Source organism: Solibacillus sp. FSL K6-1523, assembly GCF_038005225.1.
GTDB lineage: Bacteria > Bacillota > Bacilli > Bacillales_A > Planococcaceae > Solibacillus.
Map to the genome: position 1 here is coordinate 1,928,810 of NZ_JBBOSU010000001.1, position 19,964 is coordinate 1,948,773.

Consider the following 19,964-nt stretch of genomic DNA (forward strand, 5'->3'; position numbering starts at 1 on the left):
GTAGCCTGTTAAATTGTTTAACGTTAAACTATAAAAGTTTGAGTTACTTTATGTAACTATAATAGCCCGAATAATTAAATGTGTCAATAATATGTATTTTAATTGATTAATCAATTAATTGCAGATTCGTATTTAAAGAATTTTATGATAATATATAGGGAGATAAATAAATCCTAGGTTACTATAAGTGTACTTAAAAAGGAGAGGTTAGTATTGATTACTCAATATAATGAATCTAAAGTTTGTGACAAAGTGGAAACAGCCTATCAATTAATTGGTAAGAAGTGGATGTGTTTGATCATCCATTCACTAATGGAAGAACCGAAAAGATTTAGTGAAATTAACGCCATTATTCCAGAATTAAGTAAACGTATGCTAACAGAGAGAATGAAAGAGTTGGAGGAATTTGGCGTTGTTCTGCGAAACGTCATAACAGAGCGGCCTATACGTACAGAGTATTCCTTAACGAGAAAGGGGCATGATTTAGGTCTATCCCTTCGAACGGTGGAGAACTGGGCGGAGAAATGGTTGTAAATGAATCGTTTTTATGAAAATATGCAACTGAGTAGATTTATACATAATGGTAGTAATGGTGATTAGTATGAGAAAAAGTTGGGCTTAATTGAACTCGCAGCAGCAATATTTACAATTGTGTTAACGGTCTTTTTAATAAAGAAGAAAAGGCGAGAACCTGTAATTGATAAGGTTTTCGCCTTTTTTATGGTCAAAGAAATTGGCTAGTTACGGCACTATTACGGCTAGTTTTCGATGTATTTTGGCGAGTAGCACTTCAAAATTGGCTAGTTTATGGAAAAAATTAGCTATTTACTACACGGAAATGGGAAAATCTATTGAAGAATGAGCCGCATCCCACTGCAAGTATCGCAATAAGAAAACACAAATTACTTAAATGAGATTGAATGGTGTAAAATGGTAAAAAGGATAATCAAAGGGGGAGGTCAGATCATGTTTCCTAAATTACAAACAGAACGGTTAGTTTTAAGGGAAATCAAACTTCAAGATGCAACACAGATTTATCAAGTTTTTTCAAATGATGAAGTGACAAAATACTACGGTTTGAAGACATTTAATAAGTTGGAGCAAGCTGAAAAGGTAATTGAGGCGTTTGCAACAAGCTTTCAAGAAAAAAGGGGGATTCGCTGGGGGATTGAACTAAAAGGAAAAGCAGGTTTAATCGGAACAATTGGCTTTAATTTATGGTCACCCGCGCATAGAAGGGCAGAAGTTGGTTATGAAGTTCATCCTGATTTTTGGAGATTCGGCTATACATCAGAAGCGTTAACGAAAATCGTTGAATACGGCTTTCAGGAAATGAAGTTGACACGTATAGGCGCGGTTGTTTTTCTAGAAAATGAAGCTTCCAATCAGTTATTGTTGAAACAAGGGTTTGAAAAAGAAGGCCAACTGAAAAACTATATGTATCAAAATAATAAGGCGCATGATGTCACGATGTTCTCAAAAATTCTCAAAAACAATTATAATGAAGTAATATAAACGCAAAATGAAAAAAACGTATTCGCAATTTGTCGAATACGTTTTTTATTTAAAGATTTTAAATTAAGCTTTTGTCGGAATTTGTAATGCCATTGCTGGTCCGAAAAATTCGTAATGGATTTTTTCAGAAGCAACACCCAGCTCTACTAATTGCTCGATAACAGCTTCCATGAATGGCGCAGGACCACACACATATACTTCTGAATCTGTTGTCAGAAGTGGTTCAATCATTGCTTTTGTAACAAAGCCTTCTGTATCGCTATAAAGCGCTTTATACGTACCATCTAATTGTGTGATTTTTTCTTCGATTGTTTCTTTAAATGCCGCTACTTTTTCGTTACGTGCACATTGAATGAACGAAGCTTTGCGACCTTCCATTGTTTTTAACATACTTTGTAATGGTGTAACACCTACACCACCACTAATGAATAATACAGGATTGTCATTATCTACTAATGTGAATACACCAGCTGGAGCACTTACTTCAAGCGCTGTACCAACTTCAGATGCATGCAAGAAGTTTGAAACAACACCGTTTGGATCATTATCATCTTCACGTTTTACAGAAATACGGAAATATTCATCTGTACCTTCTGTAATTGTGTATTGGCGATTCATTAAATATTCTTCGCCTGGTACTTGTACGCGAATACTAATGTATTGACCAGCTGTGAACGCAGGAAGTTTCTCACCATCTGCAGGCTGTAAATAGAATGATGTAACCGCATCGCTTTCTACTTCTTTTTTAGCGATTGTAAATCCTTTAAATAAACGCCAGCCGCCTACATTTTCAGTTGCTTTGTATAAATCTTCTTCGACAGAAATGAATACATCCGCAATCACGCCGTAAGCTTGACCCCATGCATCAATAATTTCATCTGTCGCAGCGTCGCCTAAAACTTCTTTAATTGCTTCTAATAAATATTTTCCAACAATCGGATAATGCTCCGGTAAAATACCTAAACTAACATGCTTATGCGCGATTTGCACAACAGCAGGTACGATTGCTTCTAAGTTTTCAATGTGTACAGCTGCTGCATAAACAGTATTTGCTAATGCAGTTTGTTGACGATCTTTCTTTTGGTTCGTGTGATTAAAAATGTTTAATAATTGAGGATTATCATTAAATAAGTTCGAGTAAAAAGTTTTAGTAATGGCTACTCCATGTACTTCCAATACCGGTACAGTAGCTTTAATCGTTTCAATTGTTTGTTTTGTTAACATGTTTGAACACGTCCCTTCGAAACCAATATACGACGGATGAATCTTTAAAGCAATATATAAAATGTATCTTTAACAAATTTGACACAAACCGGTATATAAAATACATCTTTAACAAAATCGACACATAGATGTATTTAAAATACTTCTTTGAAAATGAGCCCTTGTAGTCGAACTTTTTAAAGAAAATGTTATACTAATAAATAGAAAGATGGTGGTAGACGTGCGTTTAACAGTATACACGGATTATTCTTTACGTACGCTCATGTATTTAGGTGTTCGAGGCCAAGAGCATTTAGCAACAATACAAGAAATTGCAGACGCCTATCAAATTTCAAAAAATCATTTAATGAAAGTTACGTATGATTTAGGGCAGCATGGTTATATTGAAACGATTCGCGGTCGCGGTGGCGGAATTCGATTAGCAATGGCTCCTGAAGAAATAAATATTGGCGGGGTCGTAAGGAAAACAGAAGAAGACTTCCATATCGTGGAATGTTTTAATCCAGAAAGTAACTTATGTAAAATTTCTGCAGAATGTCAGCTAAAAGGTGCTTTATATAAAGCATTACAGGCTTATATTGCGGTGTTAGATTCTTACACACTTGCGGATGTCATCACAACAAAAGATGCGTTAGCCGAATTATTTGGCATAACGAGAAACTAGTAAACGAATAATAGTTTACTAGTTTTTTTATTGAAAAAGAAATGAGATACTTCTTATTAAAATAGTGTGTAGGTACATCGACTGGAAATGTTATTGTTAAATCATGACTATTTGCTAAAAAAATGAAGGATTTCTATATTTAAATAGAAATTTACTCTGTTAACATAAAGTGAAGTTCGATAAAATAGAAGTAATGGAAAAAGGTGGTGAAAACATGAAGAAAGCAATCTTTATTACAGGGGCGACGAGTGGAATTGGGTTAGAAATGACAAAGCAATTGATTGCACAAGGGCATACGGTTTATGCAACAGGTCGAAATCAGAGTGCATTAAACTCATTGGAGCATTTAGGTGCGGTCGCTATTCAGGCAGACCTACGCAATTCGGTTGATATTGACCGTATCGTTAACTTACTACCTGCGATTGACGTGGCCATTTTAAATGCCGGTTTAGGCTATTTTGCGAACGCTTTTGATTTGCGAGATGAAGAAGTTGATCAAATGCTGGAACTCAACGTAAAGGCGCCGATTTATTTAGCGAAGCGTTTAGCACCTCGAATGATAGAGCGAAAAAGTGGTCATTTTATTTTCGTCGGTTCACAGGCGGGAAAAGTGGCAACAAAAAAAGCGAGTGTTTATGCAGCGAGTAAGCATGCAATTACGGGGTTCGTCAATGGGTTACGCTTGGAGCTTGCTGAATACAAGATTGTAGTTACTGGTATCTACCCTGGACCAATTGATACCCCATTTTTACAAAAAGCGGATGCGACCAATGCTTATCGCGATGCTATTAGTAAATTTTTGATCCAGCCAAGTAAAGTAGCAAATGAAGTTGTCAAAGCAATCGAAACGAGGCCGCGAGAAGTAAATTTACCGCGCATCCTCGGAGTCACGAGTAAAATGTATGCAGTAGCCCCAAAAGTGGTGGAGTTTTTAGGTAGTGGTTTTTTTAATAAAAAATAATAACAAGTACATTATTTTTAAAATCAAATCATTAAAAGATGCATAGTATACATAATGCAGTAAATCAGTTATTTGTAACGACCCTTGTAATCAACTATTACAAGTTTACGAATGTTGGAATTTAGGGAATAAGGAAAACGTATAGAACGTATAAATTGAATGAGAGAAGGTAAATGAAGAAATGAAAAAAAGCGTTATGATTGGAATTATTGTGGCAGTGCTTGCACTTGGTGGAGGGGCAACAGCCTTTTTCATGTTTAACAAATCGGCAAAGCAGCAATATTTCCTTGCAGAAACAAAAACGATGGAAAAATCAATTGAGCTTTTCCAACAGAAGTATGCCAATGAATTTGCATGGTATGATAAATCGAAAAATGATATGACGGAATATGTGATGGAATTATCGGCAAATCCAGGTGAAGATATATTCGGTATTTTAGATCCACAAATGGTTGATATTATTGAAAACTCTTCAATAAAAATGACGACGCAATCGGATATGAAAAAAGGTGAAATCCTGGCAAAGCTCGATGCGAATGTGATGGATATTGAATTTAACGATTTTATTATGTATTTTACTACTGAAAAATTACTCGTTTCAGTTCCATTTTTAAAAGATACAATTCAATTGAATGACAAAGATTTTGGAAATGTAATGCGTATGATCGATCCAAGCTATGAGGGTCAAGAAACAATAGGGCTGGATCAAATGGTGGGGCAAAACCCTGTATATTCAGACGAAGTGTCAGAGCATTTGAAAAAGGAATATTTGATGTATTTCTATAATGAACTTCCTGAAGATGCCTTCACAATTGGGAGTAACGAAGAAGTAACAGTTGGCGATAAAAAGCTAACGGGTGAAAAGGTTACAATGAAATTAACAGAGCAACAAGTGAAAGATCTATTTGTGAAAGTGTTAGAAAAAGCGAAAAAAGATGATAAGTTAGATGATTTAATAAAAACAATGTATGAGCAAAGTTCTGGTATGGCTGTATCGACACTTGATATCGATTTCTCAAAAGAGATGGATACAATGTTTGAAGATATGATTCAAGGAATTAAAGATGCAAGCATGCCAAATGGTTTAACTTCAGAAATATGGCATCAAAAAGATTTAATTGTTCAACGTCATTTTGAAATGTCATTTGGAGAAGATAAAGTTGTCATTGATGGCAAACAGTCAATAGAAGATGCACAACAAATTTTTGAATATGCACTTGGTGATGGAACGGATAAAGTGACTGTTACAGGTGATTTAACTTGGAAAGACCAAAAAGCATTAGATACCGTTACTGTGAAAGTGGACGGAGAAGCTGGAGTCCTACAATACGACGGGGATGAATCATTAAAAGGGGATACGCGTACTTTTACAAGAACGATTACATTTGATGATGACTATTCAAACTTCGCGATGGATTGGTCAGGAGAAGCAAAGCATGAAAAGGATCAAATGAAGGTGGATCATCAGTTTGTCATTGCAATGGATGACAGCGATTTACTTGATCTCAATGTAAACCAAACGGCAAAAGTCATTAAAGAAGTGAAATTTGATGCGGGCGAAAACGTAATCAACATTGGTGAAATGGACCAAGAAGCATTCGATAAGTATTTTAATGAAACTTTATACGAACAGGCAGAAAATTGGATGGCGATTAAGTTCCTTGAATTTGAAAATCTGTTCTAATCAATTACGCCTCGGCGTAATTGCGTCCAGATTTTTTCGAGCTTGCTCGAAAAACTTCTCTTAAAAAATCTGTGACATCCGCTGGGGCTTGGGCCAACACGATGTTGGTCACTTAGGCGTTGCCACACGATGTGGCGTTCTTAGCCTAAGTTCCTTTATTCAGCTGGGGTTGTACCCCACTTAATAAATTTGCATATTCGGCATTCATCCTCCACTTATTGAAGTAGTGGACGTCCGCTGAATTAAGTTAAAGAAATCAGGTGATGAAGATGAAAAACTTTGTATTTTTCACACATCAATACTTGAAACAAATGAAGAAGAAGTGGTGGAAACTGCTTCTTCTTTTCGTGTTTCCATTGATGATAATTGCACTTTCCATCCTAGCAATAACACCGTTCTTATTGCAAAATGAACAGCAGAAAATATCGATTGCCATTGTCAATGAAGATTCTGCGAGTGAAAGTCAGCTTTTAACACAATTGATTGTGACAATTTTGAAAGAAAATACATATGTACAGGCAGAGCTTCTCTCAATGGAAGAAGCCGAAATGCGGATAAAACAAAATGACAGTACGGCTGCGATTATTTTTCCAAGTAATTTTGCTACGGATTTATATGAAGGCACTTCCGTAAAACTTTACGTGCTCGGCAACCCCGAAGAAAAAACGCAAAGTATGGTCGTCAATGAACTTGTAGAAACGATTGCTCGCTATATTGCATCTGCACAGGCAAATATTTTGACGGTGTATCATTATGCGAAAGATACATCGATTTCACCCGAAGAGCTAGAAAATTTGAAGCTTGAGCTCTTAATGGATTTTACATTTTATACAATGGGGAAAAGCAAGATTTTACGTGAATATGAATGGGTTTTGCAGCCATTTGAAAATCCAATGCATTACTTCTCTTTTGCTATTTTATTTTGTTTAACAATCATTTGGTCGATTTTACTGTTTGTATTTCTATCGAAGCAAACATCGAAAAGCTTACAAGTACGCTTAAAATTGGCCGGTGTTGCATTTTGGCAGGAGCATGTTGCGCGGATTTTCACGACGTTTATGACTGTGTTTCTCCTTTCGAATGTCTTTTTCGTTATCGGACTTGCGCAATTGGAGGCCCATTATTTTGCGCTAGATTATATGAGGATTTTCCTATTTGTCAGCTTGCTTATCCTGCTAACAATCGTTTTATGTGCCATTTTCGATGTTATTTTCCATTCGGGTAAAATAAAACTACTCATTTCGTTACTTTTATGCGTGTTTCTTATAGCTGTCAGTGGGGCAATTTTCCCGACAATCTATTTCCCTTATAGTATGCAGCAACTGTTCCCGTATTTTTATCCATTTGATATTTGGAAATGGTTGACGGATCTTATTTTTGAAGAGCGTAATTATGCATCTTATACAAAAAGTGGATTGCTGCTCCTGTTAGCATTCGCTTTGTATAGTAGCATTATTTATATAAAAGGGAGGTTGGCACGTTGAAAACATTCCTTTTTACAAGAATGCTCCTGTTGAAAAGGCATTCGCTTTCTATTTTACTATGGCTATTCATGCCACTCATTTTAACGGTTGTGATTGTACACTGGGGGAATGCCGCTGCCCAGGATGCACAAATACCAATCGCTATTGTGGATGAAGATAATAGTGAGCTATCCCAAGCATTCATTCAGGAATTACAGCAAATCGATCTTTTAACAATTCAGTTGATGAGCAAGCAAAAAGCGCTCTATGCATTAGAGAAAAATCAGCTAGATAGCGTATTTATTATAAAGCGCAATTTTGAAAAACAATTGCGCAATAATAAACGAGATCAGTTGATTGAGGCATATTCGACGAATCGTTCGTATTTTTATTTTGCGGTCAAAGAAAATATTAGTTCTCTTGCACAGCGCAAGGCGATACAAGCAAAAGCGGCACATGAAGTGAAGAGCTTATTAAAAAAATATGACAGTGCTATTCACTGGTCATTCGATGAAATCGTGGCACAAGGACAAAAACGCGAGGAACGCTATGAATTATTGACAGTGGAATTTTCCTATTTTAATGAAAATGAATCTTCTACCCCTACCGAAAAAACCAATTTACTGGCTTCGTGGGGCATTTGGGCATTTTTTACGCTCATTTCAACCTTTTATTTATTCGATTGGGTTATTAAAGAATCGAATCACCCAGTTGTTGTGCGCTGGTTGCAATGTAAAGTTTCGTACACCGCCTATTTTTTCAGTACATTAGGGATTTATTTATTCGTTATGCTCCTTGTTGATTTTTTGACGTATCGAATAATTGAAACGCAATTTTTATGGTCGCAAGTTTTAGCTATTGGCGTTTTTCGATTGTGTTGTGCTGCACTCGCTCTATTCGTTGCTGTTCATATGAAAATAACGACGAGCTATTACTTTATTACACTAATCTTTTCATTATTGCTCGCACTAATTGGAGGCTCATTTATCCCAATGGAAAGACTTTTTGCGAAATGGCCTTTAATGAGTGAACTGAGTCCCATTTATGCATTATTACAATGGGATATATCTCTTGTTTGGACTGTTTTTATCGTATTAATATGCATGTATGTGTATCGAAAGGAGTCGAGCCGATTTGCTTGAAGTGAAAAACATATCAAAAAAATACCGCAATCATGAAATTTTGCAAAATGTTTCGATGAATATTACCCGTGGTGAAGTGGTCGGGCTTGTTGGACAAAATGGCGTAGGGAAATCGACCTTTTTGCAAATTGTTGCAACGGCGATGAGTGCCAATTCAGGTGATTTGCTGCTAGACGGCCTTTCTTATAATGGCAATTTAAAAGCGATACGCCGCCAAATTGGCTATGTTCCTCAAGAGGTTGCATTGTGGGATCAATTAACCGTTCGAGAAAATATGCTGTTCTTTTCAAAGTTAAGTTGGAGGAAATTATCTGAAGAACAATGTCGCGCAATTTGTGTAAATATGCAATTACATGAATGGGATAAGCAAGTTAGTAAGCTATCAGGCGGCATGAAACGCAAGCTTAATATCGCATTAAGCCTTATTGATGATCCGCAGCTTCTATTATTAGATGAGCCGACAGTTGGCATTGATTTAAAATCAAAAACAGAAATTGCTCGCTTCCTCACGCAGCAAGCAAAAGAACAGCAAAAAATGATTCTTTACACGTCTCATGATATGGAAGAAATTACGACATACTGTGACCGCGTTTATATAATAGGAGAGGACCCATTTTATTATGACTATTTACAGGGAAAAGGAATTGCTATCGAAAAAATGTGAAATATCTTCATCCTCTGTGACAAAACGTATTTAGCATGAATAAACGGATTTAACGAGTATTCTGAAAACCGCTTAGAATGATTGTTTTCAGATATAGCGAAAGAGTTAAAAAATTTATATAAATACAGTTGCGTTTATTTTTATTCCATGTTATTATTCGTGTATAAACAATTAATAGAATGTATAAACATACATAAAGGTGGAGGCAATTAACATGGCAAATAAAAAAGTAGTTTTAGCATATTCAGGTGGTCTTGATACATCAGTAGCAATTCCGTGGTTAACAGAACAAGGTTGGGACGTTATCGCGGTATGTCTAGACGTTGGTGAAGGGAAAGACCTAGAATTCATTAAAAACAAAGCGCTTCAAGTAGGTGCTGTTGAATCATATATGGTAGACGCAAAAGATGAATTTGCAGAAGATTACGCATTAATTTCTTTACAAGGTCACACATGGTACGAGCAAAAATATCCATTAGTATCGGCTTTATCTCGTCCATTAATTTCAAAAAAATTAGTTGAAATTGCGACGGAAGTAAATGCAGATGCAGTCGCACATGGTTGTACGGGTAAAGGGAATGACCAAGTTCGTTTTGAAGTGTCAATTAAAGCATTAAACCCAGACTTAGAAGTTTTAGCACCTGTACGTGAGTGGGGCTGGAGCCGTGATGAAGAAATCGAATATGCACAAAAGCATGGTGTTCCGATTCCTGCAACGCTTGACTCACCATTCTCTATTGACCAAAACTTATGGGGCCGTGCGAATGAAGCGGGCGTAATGGAAGATCCATGGGTAGCACCACCAGAAGAAGCGTATGGCTTAACGGTTGCACTTGAAAACACACCTGATCAAGCGGAAATCGTAGAAATCGAATTTGTAGCAGGTAAACCAGTTTCATTAAATGGTGAAGCGATGAAACTAGCAGATTTAATTGAAAAATTAAATGAAGTAGCTGGTGCGCACGGTATTGGACGTATTGATCACGTAGAAAACCGTTTAGTTGGTATTAAATCGCGTGAAGTTTACGAAATTCCAGGTGCACAAGTGTTATTAACGGCACATAAAGAATTAGAAGATATTACATTAGTTAAAGAGCTTGCACACTTCAAGCCGATGATCGAGCATAAATTATCTGAAATCATTTACAATGGTTTATGGTTCAACCCAATCCGTACTGCTATAGAAGCTTTCCTAAAAGAAACGCAAAAGTATGTAAATGGGACAGTGCGCGTGAAATTATTCAAAGGTCATGCGATTGTTGAAGGTCGTAAATCACCAAATTCTTTATACTCTGAAGAATTAGCAACATACTCAAAACATGACAAGTTCAATCACGCATCAGCAGTAGGCTTCATCGAATTATGGGGTATGCCAACAGTTGTCGCATCAGAAGTAGCGAAAAATAAATAATTTGATTCAGCATAAATCCTTATGAATAAGGATGGGATGTGTACCAAAAATGACCTAAAATCAGTGAGGTTCCATCCCTAGCTGAATCAAATTATGCCCCGGCGGATGTCACAGATTTTTAAAGGAGTTTTTCGAGCGAGCACGAAAAAAATCTGGACACAATTACGCCGAGGCGTAATTGATTAAATGAGTGAGCGATTCGCATGTCGAGTCGCTCTTACTTTTAAATAGGAGTGTTGAAGATGGCAAAATTATGGGGCGGGCGTTTCCAAAAATCGGCTGAAGCTTGGGTAGATGAATTTGGAGCGTCAATTGGCTTTGATCAACAATTAGTGCTGGAAGATCTTGAAGGTTCTGTTGCACACGTAACAATGCTTGGTGCACAGGAAATTTTACCGCAAGAAGATGTTGAGAAAATTTTAGCGGGATTAGCGCAATTAAAAGTGAAGGCAGAAGCAGGGGAGCTTGAATTTTCTGTTGCCAATGAAGATATCCATTTAAACTTAGAAAAAATGTTAATTGATCTGATTGGTCCAGTCGGTGGCAAATTACATACAGGGCGTTCTCGAAATGACCAAGTCGCAACGGATATGCATTTATTCTTAAAGAAACGCGTACCGGAAGTGATTGGTTTAATCGAAAACTTTCAAAAAACGATACTTGAGCAAGCGCAACAACATGTTGAAACGATTGCACCAGGCTATACGCACTTGCAACGTGCACAGCCGATTTCATTTGCGCATCATTTAATGGTGTACTTCTGGCAGTTACAGCGCGATAAAGAGCGTTTTGGTGAATCGATGAAGCGTATTGATATTTTACCATTAGGTGCGGGTGCAATGGCGGGCACTACATTCCCGATTGATCGCCTAAAATCTGCGGAATTACTTGGCTTTAGTGAAGTGTATGCGAATTCTATGGATGCGGTAAGTGATCGTGACTTTATCGTAGAGTTTTTATCGAATTCAGCGCTGTTAATGACGCATTTATCACGTTTTGCGGAAGAGATCATCATTTGGTCTACCGATGAATTTAAATTTATCGAATTAGATGATGCCTTTTCTACCGGTTCGTCGATTATGCCACAAAAGAAAAATCCGGATATGGCGGAGTTAATTCGTGGGAAAGCGGGTCGTGCATTTGGTAATTTAGTCGGTTTACTAACGGTTTTAAAAGGGACACCGCTTACGTACAACAAAGATATGCAAGAGGACAAAGAGGGCATGTTCGATACGATGGAAACGGTGCTCGGTTCACTGAAGATTTTCGAAGGTATGGTGCGCACGATGACGGTCAATACGGCGCGTTTACATAGCGCGGTACATTCGGACTTCTCCAATGCGACAGAACTTGCGGATTATTTAGCAACAAAAGGTATGCCATTCCGCGAAGCCCATGAAGTAACGGGGAAATTAGTATTTACATGTATACAGCAAGGTATATATTTACTGGATCTGCCGCTTGAGGAAATGCAAAAAGAGTCGGCATTAATCGAGGCAGATATTTACGATGTGCTGGCACCAGTAGCAGCGGTAAGTCGTCGTAATTCACTTGGCGGTACAGGTTTTGCGCAAGTGAAAATTCAATTACAAAAAGCATCAGACCTATTAGGTTAATGATGAAATCCCGTTCTGTAAATGTTAGCAGAGCGGGATTTTTTTTGTTTGGTGGATAGAAATGGGGAAGTGGTGGATAAAAACGCAAAAGTGACGGATAGAAATGAGAAAGTGTTGGATAGAACAACAAATGTGACGGATAGCCGAAAAATCGGTGCGCGTACATAAGGCATATAAAAAAGTTTAAAATCTATTTGAACGAAATGGAAAAAATCCACGTCTAATGAGTAAGGGGGCGAAAATATGGAGCAGGATCTGGTGAAAAGAGCCATACGAGGTAATCAAGAAGCGATTTTACAGCTCATTGAAAAGGATGAAGAAATCTTCTACCGTATGGCTTTTACGTATGTGAAAAATGAACACGATGCACTTGATGTGATGCAAGATTTCACATATAAGGTGTTAAAAAAGATGCATACCGTCAAAAATCCAGACTATGCAAGAACATGGCTTGTACGCGTGTTAATACATAGTTGCATCGATTTTTTAAGGAAGCGACCACAAACGATGCCGTTAGAAGAACAGCATCTTATTGAAAATGCTGTGCACTATGATGTGGAAAGGATGCTTACTAATTTAACATTAAATGAGCAACAAATTATGTATTTAAAGTATTATGAACAACGGAAAAATAAAGAAATTGCGGAAATTCAACAAATTCCAGAAGGTACAGTGAAATCGAAAATTCACCATATTTTATTAAAACTTCGCAAACACGCAGGAGAAAGGGAGGATTGGCTATGAGTGAGCAGCATGATATTCAAGTGCCGAAAGCGCAACTTCATCAAATGAGACAGGAAATGCTTCAAAAAGTAAAAAAAGAGAAAAAGCGTCGGCAAAGATTCCTGTCATCTACCTTGTTATTTGTTGTGTTGTTTAGCTTCGTGTTAAGCATACGTATGTCACCAACGATTGCGAGCTATGTTGCGAAAATCCCAGGTTTGGACCCCATTGTGACGAAGATGGTTTCATATGATAAAGGAGTCAAGGCAATTCTAGATAACGACTATTTTGAAGAAGTACAGGCAATAGCCAGTGCGAATGGTTTAACGGTGACAGTTGTAGACGTTTTTGCGGATCAGTCAGGGATGGTCTTTTCTTATGAAATAGATGCACCGTTTGATATTTCGAAGCTGAGATTCAATGAAGTGCAGCTTTTACAAGGCGGAGAGGATGTATTGGCAAGCATGACTTTTGGTTATATTGACGATGAACCAACACAGCATGTGGAAGGGGTAATCGAGCTTGCGAAAAATTCAGGTATTTCTTATGAATCTAAAGAATTCGAACTTATTCTCCATTTTGATGATAAAAAGAATACGAAAATTCAAATTCCGTTTACATTAAAAAATGACATCCAGTCTGAAAAGGTTATTACTTACAATAAAGAAGTAGACGTAAATGGACAAAAATTTACAATCGAAAAAGTACGGACTTCTCCATTGCGCATCGCATTAGATATTAGCGTTGATCCGTCTAACACGATGCAGTTATTAAAATTAGAGCATTTAAAATTAATCGATGAGAATGGAGAAAAATGGGGGGCGATTGTAAACGGAATTAGTACTTCAGGAGATATTCGAGATGGTCACTTTACATTGTATTTGCAAAGTAATTATTTTGAACGACCGAAACAGTTAACACTTGAGATTAGTTCTGTATATGCCATTCCGAAAGGGCAAGATTTTATTGAAGTTGATTTTTCGAAGCAGGAAGTGGTGTCAAAGCCAGATTATTTAGAGTGGCAAATCGATGTTCAAGGGAAAGATGTATCGATCCATACCGATATATGGGCGGATCGTGGGAGAATATTGTTATATAAAGCGTTAAGTAACGAAAAAGTTATTGAACCGTCTAAAGTAAAATGGGAATATGGGGATCAGGGATCTGATTTATTTGTAACGTATGAAGAAGCAGAAGGATTAACAAAGATTGATATTAATTTTTACTCAAATATTATTGGAGAGTTAATAGAAATTCCGATACCACTAGATGAATAGTTATGCAAATTCCCGGTTCAAAAACATGCCCGCACTTGAACTATTCCAAAAAACACATTAAGGTTAGTGTAATACTTGATTGGAAATGAGGAAAATAATGATTTCATTAATTGTAGCACATGATAAAAACTATGTAATTGGTTATGAAAACGCGATGCCGTGGCACTTACCAGGAGATTTGAAATATTTTAAGGACATGACGATGGGCAAGCCGATTATTATGGGAAGAAAGACATTTGAATCGATCGGTCGTCCATTACCAGGTCGCCGCAATATCGTTATTTCGCGCAATGCGCAGTACGCAGCAGAAGGTATTGAAGTAGTAGGGAGTTTAGATGCGGCACTCGCACTTGTAAAAGATGTAGAGGAAATTATGATTATTGGCGGTGCGCAAATATTCGAGCAATCGATGGAAATCGCAGATAAATTATACATTACAGAAATTCATCACGAATTTAACGGGGATACGTATTTCCCAAAATATGAAGCTTGGCACCGTACGTCTTGTCAGGAGCCGATTACCGCAAAAGAAGGTTTTACATTCCAATACTGTATTTTTGAAAAATAATAAAACAGCTGTTACTCGACCTAATAAGAGTAACAGCTGTTTTTGAAAATCAATCATTTGGATATTTTATTCATTCAGTGAAGGTTCCACAGGTGGCTTTCCTTCAAGATGGTCATTTAATTTTGTACTAATATCGTGCAGTTCTTCCTCATCGAAAATATAGTACCATAAGCCATCTTTTTTTCGAACGCCGTCGCCTTTTTCGAATTGAAGTTGCTCAATGTTTTTATCAAGCTTGCCATAAAGCTTTTGTAAATTTAAAATTTGTTTTTGAGAGAAATTCATCGTAACATTTTCGCCCATTACTTCGAATATATCGTCAAGCTTCAAGAGAATAGATGGATTTTTCGCTTTTGCAAAAAGTGCCTCCAACAATTGCTTTTGACGAAGCTGGCGACCGAAATCACCGCGCGGATCCTCGTAGCGAATACGAGAGAAAATTAACGCTTCATCACCGTTAAGCGATATATTTCCTTTGGGGAAGGTATATTCATTACGGATTAATTCCATATCGTTATTAACCTCGATATTCCCAAGGACGTCGATGAGCGATAAGAAGCCTTCCATATTGACCGCTACATAAAAATCGATTGGAACATCAAGTGCTTCTTCTACTGTCGCAATGGACATCGGAATACCGCCACGCGCATAGGCATGATTGATCTTTTCTGTTGTGTCGTTCCCAACGATTTCCACGCGAGAATCACGAGGAATACTCAGCATTTTCATCGTACCTAAATCAGGATTCACCGTTACGACAATCATTGTATCTGTTCGACCTGTGTCATGTTCACGTTCATCAATGCCAAGCAATAAAACAGAGAATGGATCGATATGTGGCAAGATGTCTGGAATGGCATCAGGTACATTTTCCTCTGTGTTATTCATTTTTGAAAACGCTTTTTGAAATGAATTGTAATAATAAAAGCCGATGCCACCTAGTAACAGCGCGATTATTAACAAAGTCCATAAAATCACTTTTTTAATGGTCGATTTTTTATTTTTTGTACTGCGTAATTGCTTTTCAGTCATTATCGGACAAAACCTTTCTACGTTGAAATAAATTTTCACTTGATTCAGTCGGGGGTCCCCCGGCTGAATCAAGTGAAGCCCCAGCGGATGTCACAGATTTTTAAGGGAAGTTTTTCGAGCGAGCTCGAAAAAATCTGGACGCAATAACGCCGAGGCGTTATTGATCCTGTATAAGACGAAATTTATTCGGTTTCGGTTGCATACTTATTTCAGCCCACTTACGACACCGTTGCATTGATTATCCGATAAATTATTTAAATTGGAAAGTGATACACATTGATACAGGGCATTTTATTGAAATTTACTTGAAAATAGTTGCTTTCTACAAGTAAAAATAAATACAGCTGACCATGCAACCACAGCCCATAATGACGAATAGATGCCAAATTGCATGATTATACGGCAAGCGCGTCCATGCGTAAAAAATAGCACCGAATGTAAAAAATAGTCCGCCTGCAAGGAGCATTAAAAAGCCATCCCATTGTAAATAGGCATAAATCGGTTTTACAGCAAAAATGATGAGCCAGCCCATTACTAAATACAACAGCAGCGAGACACGTTCAAAACGATGGATAAATAAACATTTAAACACAACGCCAAAAATCGCGAGCCCCCAAATAATACAAAGCAGTACGATGCCCAATGTGCCGCCAATCGCAATTAATAAAAAGGGTGTATATGTCCCCGCAATTAATAAATAAATAGAGGAATGATCCAATATTGAGAAAAAACGTTTGTACTTTTGTGGTGCACTATGTAAAAGGGTAGACATTAAAAATAGGATGATTAATGTTGCACCAAAAATAGAATAAGAAACTACATGCATAGTTGTGCCGTTTTGGACCGCATATATAATTAATAAAACACATGCCGGAATACTTAAAATGAACCCAAATCCATGTGTAATAGCATTCCAAAGCTCTTCTTTAAAATTTTTATAATCAAATGCATTTTCATAGTGCATTTTCTTTCACGCTCCCTTTTCATTCAATCAGTATTCATAATCGGGAGGCATTCCCCGTTTGCTCATGTTGATTTTATTGTAATATAATAAACAGGGAGTAAATATTGTAATTTGTCATATTGTTATACTAGAATATGTCATGACGTAACTTATGATAAATCATGGGTTTATTGAGTGACAAATGTCATATTGGTAAATAATTGATTATTAATTATAATTAAGTGAAGAAATAAAAAGGATGTGTAAAAATTGGGACAAATTCATTTCGTAACGGATTCAACTTGTGATTTAACGAATGAGGAAATTAAGCAACATGGAATCCATATCGTTCCATTAACAGTACAAATTAATGGGGAAACATATAAAGACCGCATTGATTTACAACCAGAAACATTTATAGATTTAATGAAAAATGCAGACGAACTACCAAAAAGCTCGCAGCCAGCCCCAGGTGTTTTTAAAGAAATTTATGATGAGTTAGGGAAAGACGGCGATCAAATTATTTCGATACATATGACGGGTGGACTAAGTGGAACAGTCCAATCAGCTCGTCAAGCATCGGAAATGTCTGATTCGGATGTTACCGTTATTGACTCGCGTTATATCGCATTTGCTTTAGCCTTCCAATTACGTGAAGCGGTTCGTCTACGTGATGCAGGAGCAACGGTTGAAGAAATTGTTGCAGCTATAAATCAGTTACGTGAAAATTCTCGTTTATTCGTTGTATTGAATACACTTGATAACATGGTAAAAGGCGGACGTATTGGGAAAGGGAAAGCAGCAGTCAGTTCGTTATTAAATATTAAACCTGTTGCACACCTAGATACGGGAGAAGTAACAATTTGCGCAAAACCACGTAGCTATAAGCAAGTAATCAAATTTTTAATGAGTGAGTTTGAAAAAGATACGGCAGGAAAAACGGTCAAATCAATCGGAATTTCTCATGCCAATGCGATTGAAACATTAGTCAATCCATTAATCGAGCAAATTAAAGCGACAGGCTATGATAAAGAAATTGAAATTGCTTATACATCACCTGTCATTAGTACACATACAGGTGAAGGCGCAATTGGTTTTATGTATTACGCGGAATAATTATTCATCATGATTTAAAGTACTCTAATCCGATCAATGGGTTAGAGTATTTTTTATTCGAATGAATCAATGGAATTTAAGTGAAATTCATGTTCATTTTTTTTTATCGTTTTCCGACAGAAGACTCCCACTTCAAGGAATGTGCAGGGCATAGCCCAATAAGTAAGTGGGAGATGAATGTCGGTTGGCGGTAGCCTAAGTTTCTCACTCAAACTTGCGAACGTACATTCTGATTGGTGAAATAAAAGAAGAGGAGGTGAACAATATGTCAAAGAAGAAAGCCATTAAAGTGTTACGCAAAAAGAAGAAACTCGACAACATTCAACGTTTCACGCAAAAACAAAACATCGGAAGGTCTCAATTGACAGCGAAAGATTTTCGTTTGCTCCAGCGGATGACGCACAGCTCGAAAGCATTGAGAAATGTTGGGTTATATACAATCAAGCAAAGCTACTTAAATGAGAATCGGATGGCAACTACGAGGGAAATAGATGCTGCCATGAAACAGGACATCAACTATTGGGGCATTCAATCGAACTCTGTGCAGGCGATTCGCAGGACATTACTAAGCGAAACCAAAAGCTTTTTCAAAGCACTCGAAGCATGGAAAAAAGAATCGAGTAAGTTTACGGGTCGACCACAGTTCCCAAACTATTCAAGATCTACGGAAAAGCGAATCATTGAAATCTACCAAGTTCCGAAAATAGACAAAGATGGTTATTGGTCGATTCCGATGAATGTTGCATTTCGAAAACGCTTTAGCTCGATGAAAATTCGAATGCCTAAAAACTTGTTACACAAAAAAGTCTCTTACATTGAAATCGTACCGAAGCAAAATGGTCGGTTCTTTGAGGTGCATTACACGTATGAAGTGCAAGCAGCTCAAATGAAAAAGCAACCTACGACAACGAAAAATGCATTAAGTTGCGATTTAGGTGTAAATCGATTGATAAGCTGTGTAACGAATGCTGGCGATACATTCCTAATTAATGGGAAGAAGTTGAAATCCATTAACCAATACTTCAACAAGGCGATTAGTGAACTTCAACAGCGGAATATTGAAAACGGTATTTCTAAGCGGGTTGTCACAAATCAAATAGCTAAACTATGGATGAAGCGAAACAATCAGATAAACGGGTACATTTCCCAAGCTGTTGGCTTACTATTCAAGAAAGTCAAAGAGTTGAATGTTGATACGATTATTGTCGGGTATAACGAAGGGTGGAAGCAAAATAGCAATCTAGGTAAAAAGAATAACCAACACTTTGTTCAAATACCGTTCAACAAATTGATGAGCGCCATCGAAAACAAGTGCTTAAAAGAAGGCATCTGCTTTGTCAAACAGGAAGAAAGCTACACATCGAAGTCAAGCTTCCTTGATAAGGATGAGCTGCCTGTCTGGTCCTCTGACGACAAGAGAAAGTATGTATTTAGTGGAAAACGAGTGAACCGTGGGCAATACCAAGCGCTATCAGGAGAATGTATCCATGCCGACATCAACGCAGCATTCAATATTTTGAGGAAATCAGACATCGTGGACCTGGACGAGCATCTAGAAGTCAGAAATCCGTTCGTACTCGAAGTTCAAAAACGTAAAACCGTTGCTTAGGCACGGTCTAGTGGGTGCGTCAACCATCCTTGTGTACTCGACTTGTCGGGGCTTGTAGCACACGCCAGCAACGCTGAGTGGTGGCTTCTTTCGCAGGAAAGAACTGCTCTTTTTCGGAAGGGTGGTGCAAGTGGGCAAGCGATCATTCATCGCCAAGCCCAACCAAAAACAGTATTTGGGGAGCGTCTTTTGGATGCTTGTCACACAGAACGTCAAATTGGGCAAGGAAGACCTGTGTGATAAACTCAAGCCCCCACTGAAAAGCTTCATCTCAGTGGGGGTATGTTGACCGAGGGGGGCTTATGCTAAACGAAAAGAAATATTAAGAAATTGAGGCAGTTCGTTGTTCCAA

At 37.5% G+C, this 19,964-nt stretch carries 19 protein-coding genes; 16 read left to right on the forward strand and 3 right to left on the reverse strand.

Features of this window, described 5'->3' with window-relative positions; genetic code table 11:
* Positions 1-213: 213 nt before the first annotated feature.
* Entirely contained in the window at positions 214-534 is a 321-nt protein-coding gene (locus MHI10_RS09145; protein WP_340784819.1) for a winged helix-turn-helix transcriptional regulator, read from the forward strand.
* Between the two features lie 432 nt (positions 535-966).
* Complete coding sequence (locus MHI10_RS09150) at positions 967-1,515, forward strand: GNAT family N-acetyltransferase (RefSeq protein ID WP_340784820.1); 549 nt, start codon at positions 967-969, stop codon at positions 1,513-1,515.
* Between the two features lie 63 nt (positions 1,516-1,578).
* On the opposite strand, the gene hmpA is transcribed toward MHI10_RS09150, so the two are convergent.
* Complete coding sequence (gene hmpA / locus MHI10_RS09155; protein ID WP_340784822.1) at positions 1,579-2,739, reverse strand: NO-inducible flavohemoprotein; 1,161 nt, start codon at positions 2,737-2,739, stop codon at positions 1,579-1,581.
* 220 nt (positions 2,740-2,959) lie between these two features.
* Here hmpA and MHI10_RS09160 point away from each other — a divergent pair, with 220 nt between their 5' ends.
* The 11 genes from MHI10_RS09160 to folA all read left to right on the forward strand — a co-directional run bounded on the left by MHI10_RS09160 (position 2,960) and on the right by folA (position 14,912).
* A complete protein-coding gene (locus MHI10_RS09160) occupies positions 2,960-3,403 on the forward strand; it encodes an RrF2 family transcriptional regulator (protein ID WP_340784825.1) in 444 nt (147 codons plus the stop codon).
* 214 nt (positions 3,404-3,617) lie between these two features.
* Positions 3,618-4,364, forward strand: coding sequence for an SDR family NAD(P)-dependent oxidoreductase (locus tag MHI10_RS09165; RefSeq protein ID WP_340784829.1), 747 nt, complete (start codon positions 3,618-3,620; stop codon positions 4,362-4,364).
* Between the two features lie 181 nt (positions 4,365-4,545).
* Positions 4,546-6,048: a DUF6583 family protein gene (locus tag MHI10_RS09170; RefSeq protein ID WP_340784831.1), complete on the forward strand. Its 1,503-nt coding sequence runs from the start codon at positions 4,546-4,548 to the stop codon at positions 6,046-6,048.
* A gap of 269 nt (positions 6,049-6,317) precedes the next feature.
* Positions 6,318-7,532 (forward strand): ABC transporter permease, encoded by a 1,215-nt coding sequence (locus MHI10_RS09175; RefSeq protein ID WP_340784833.1) that lies wholly within the window; start codon positions 6,318-6,320, stop codon positions 7,530-7,532.
* On the forward strand, positions 7,529-8,653 hold the full coding sequence (locus MHI10_RS09180; protein ID WP_340784835.1) for an ABC transporter permease: 1,125 nt from the start codon (positions 7,529-7,531) through the stop codon (positions 8,651-8,653). Before MHI10_RS09175 ends, MHI10_RS09180 begins: the two co-directional genes overlap by 4 nt.
* Position 8,654: 1 nt before the next feature.
* Entirely contained in the window at positions 8,655-9,317 is a 663-nt protein-coding gene (locus MHI10_RS09185; protein WP_340789194.1) for an ABC transporter ATP-binding protein, read from the forward strand.
* Between the two features lie 214 nt (positions 9,318-9,531).
* Positions 9,532-10,728 (forward strand): argininosuccinate synthase, encoded by a 1,197-nt coding sequence (locus MHI10_RS09190; protein WP_340784837.1) that lies wholly within the window; start codon positions 9,532-9,534, stop codon positions 10,726-10,728.
* 242 nt (positions 10,729-10,970) lie between these two features.
* Positions 10,971-12,344 carry an argininosuccinate lyase gene (argH, locus tag MHI10_RS09195; RefSeq protein ID WP_340784838.1) on the forward strand — a complete coding sequence of 458 codons (1,374 nt, stop codon included), beginning with the start codon at positions 10,971-10,973 and terminating at the stop codon, positions 12,342-12,344.
* Positions 12,345-12,587: 243 nt separating this feature from the next.
* Entirely contained in the window at positions 12,588-13,088 is a 501-nt protein-coding gene (locus MHI10_RS09200) for a sigma-70 family RNA polymerase sigma factor (protein ID WP_340784839.1), read from the forward strand.
* A complete protein-coding gene (locus MHI10_RS09205; protein WP_340784841.1) occupies positions 13,085-14,344 on the forward strand; it encodes a DUF4179 domain-containing protein in 1,260 nt (419 codons plus the stop codon). Before MHI10_RS09200 ends, MHI10_RS09205 begins: the two co-directional genes overlap by 4 nt.
* Before the next feature lie 97 nt (positions 14,345-14,441).
* Positions 14,442-14,912, forward strand: a complete 471-nt coding sequence (gene folA, locus MHI10_RS09210) for a type 3 dihydrofolate reductase (RefSeq protein ID WP_340784843.1) — start codon at positions 14,442-14,444, stop codon at positions 14,910-14,912.
* 66 nt (positions 14,913-14,978) lie between these two features.
* Here the strand turns inward: folA and MHI10_RS09215 are convergent, their stop codons facing one another.
* Positions 14,979-15,944: an LCP family glycopolymer transferase gene (locus MHI10_RS09215; RefSeq protein WP_340784845.1), complete on the reverse strand. Its 966-nt coding sequence runs from the start codon at positions 15,942-15,944 to the stop codon at positions 14,979-14,981.
* 322 nt (positions 15,945-16,266) lie between these two features.
* Positions 16,267-16,908 (reverse strand): PAQR family membrane homeostasis protein TrhA, encoded by a 642-nt coding sequence (gene trhA, locus MHI10_RS09220; protein WP_340784847.1) that lies wholly within the window; start codon positions 16,906-16,908, stop codon positions 16,267-16,269.
* 249 nt (positions 16,909-17,157) lie between these two features.
* On the opposite strand from trhA, the gene MHI10_RS09225 reads away from it, so the two are divergent.
* The 3 genes from MHI10_RS09225 (at position 17,158) to MHI10_RS09235 (ending at position 19,852) form a co-directional block, all read left to right on the forward strand.
* A complete protein-coding gene (locus MHI10_RS09225) occupies positions 17,158-18,003 on the forward strand; it encodes a DegV family protein (protein ID WP_340784848.1) in 846 nt (281 codons plus the stop codon).
* A 265-nt stretch (positions 18,004-18,268) separates the two neighbouring features.
* The gene (locus tag MHI10_RS09230) at positions 18,269-19,612 is read left to right on the forward strand and encodes a transposase (protein ID WP_340784849.1); all 1,344 of its coding nucleotides are present in this window, start codon (positions 18,269-18,271) and stop codon (positions 19,610-19,612) included.
* 42 nt (positions 19,613-19,654) lie between these two features.
* A complete protein-coding gene (locus tag MHI10_RS09235; protein ID WP_340784613.1) occupies positions 19,655-19,852 on the forward strand; it encodes a hypothetical protein in 198 nt (65 codons plus the stop codon).
* Positions 19,853-19,964: the final 112 nt, after the last annotated feature.

Excerpts from the sequence above, each read along its gene's own strand:
- MHI10_RS09150 (WP_340784820.1), top strand. The coding sequence starts at position 967 with ATGTTTCCTAAATTACAAACAGAACGGTTAGTTTTAAGGGAAATCAAA.
- hmpA (WP_340784822.1), bottom strand. The coding sequence starts at position 2,739 with ATGTTAACAAAACAAACAATTGAAACGATTAAAGCTACTGTACCGGTA.
- MHI10_RS09165 (WP_340784829.1), top strand. The coding sequence starts at position 3,618 with ATGAAGAAAGCAATCTTTATTACAGGGGCGACGAGTGGAATTGGGTTA.
- MHI10_RS09170 (WP_340784831.1), top strand. The coding sequence starts at position 4,546 with ATGAAAAAAAGCGTTATGATTGGAATTATTGTGGCAGTGCTTGCACTT.
- MHI10_RS09175 (WP_340784833.1), top strand. The coding sequence starts at position 6,318 with ATGAAAAACTTTGTATTTTTCACACATCAATACTTGAAACAAATGAAG.
- MHI10_RS09190 (WP_340784837.1), top strand. The coding sequence starts at position 9,532 with ATGGCAAATAAAAAAGTAGTTTTAGCATATTCAGGTGGTCTTGATACA.
- argH (WP_340784838.1), top strand. The coding sequence starts at position 10,971 with ATGGCAAAATTATGGGGCGGGCGTTTCCAAAAATCGGCTGAAGCTTGG.
- MHI10_RS09200 (WP_340784839.1), top strand. The coding sequence starts at position 12,588 with ATGGAGCAGGATCTGGTGAAAAGAGCCATACGAGGTAATCAAGAAGCG.
- MHI10_RS09205 (WP_340784841.1), top strand. The coding sequence starts at position 13,085 with ATGAGTGAGCAGCATGATATTCAAGTGCCGAAAGCGCAACTTCATCAA.
- folA (WP_340784843.1), top strand. The coding sequence starts at position 14,442 with ATGATTTCATTAATTGTAGCACATGATAAAAACTATGTAATTGGTTAT.
- MHI10_RS09215 (WP_340784845.1), bottom strand. The coding sequence starts at position 15,944 with ATGACTGAAAAGCAATTACGCAGTACAAAAAATAAAAAATCGACCATT.
- trhA (WP_340784847.1), bottom strand. The coding sequence starts at position 16,908 with ATGCACTATGAAAATGCATTTGATTATAAAAATTTTAAAGAAGAGCTT.
- MHI10_RS09230 (WP_340784849.1), top strand. The coding sequence starts at position 18,269 with ATGTCAAAGAAGAAAGCCATTAAAGTGTTACGCAAAAAGAAGAAACTC.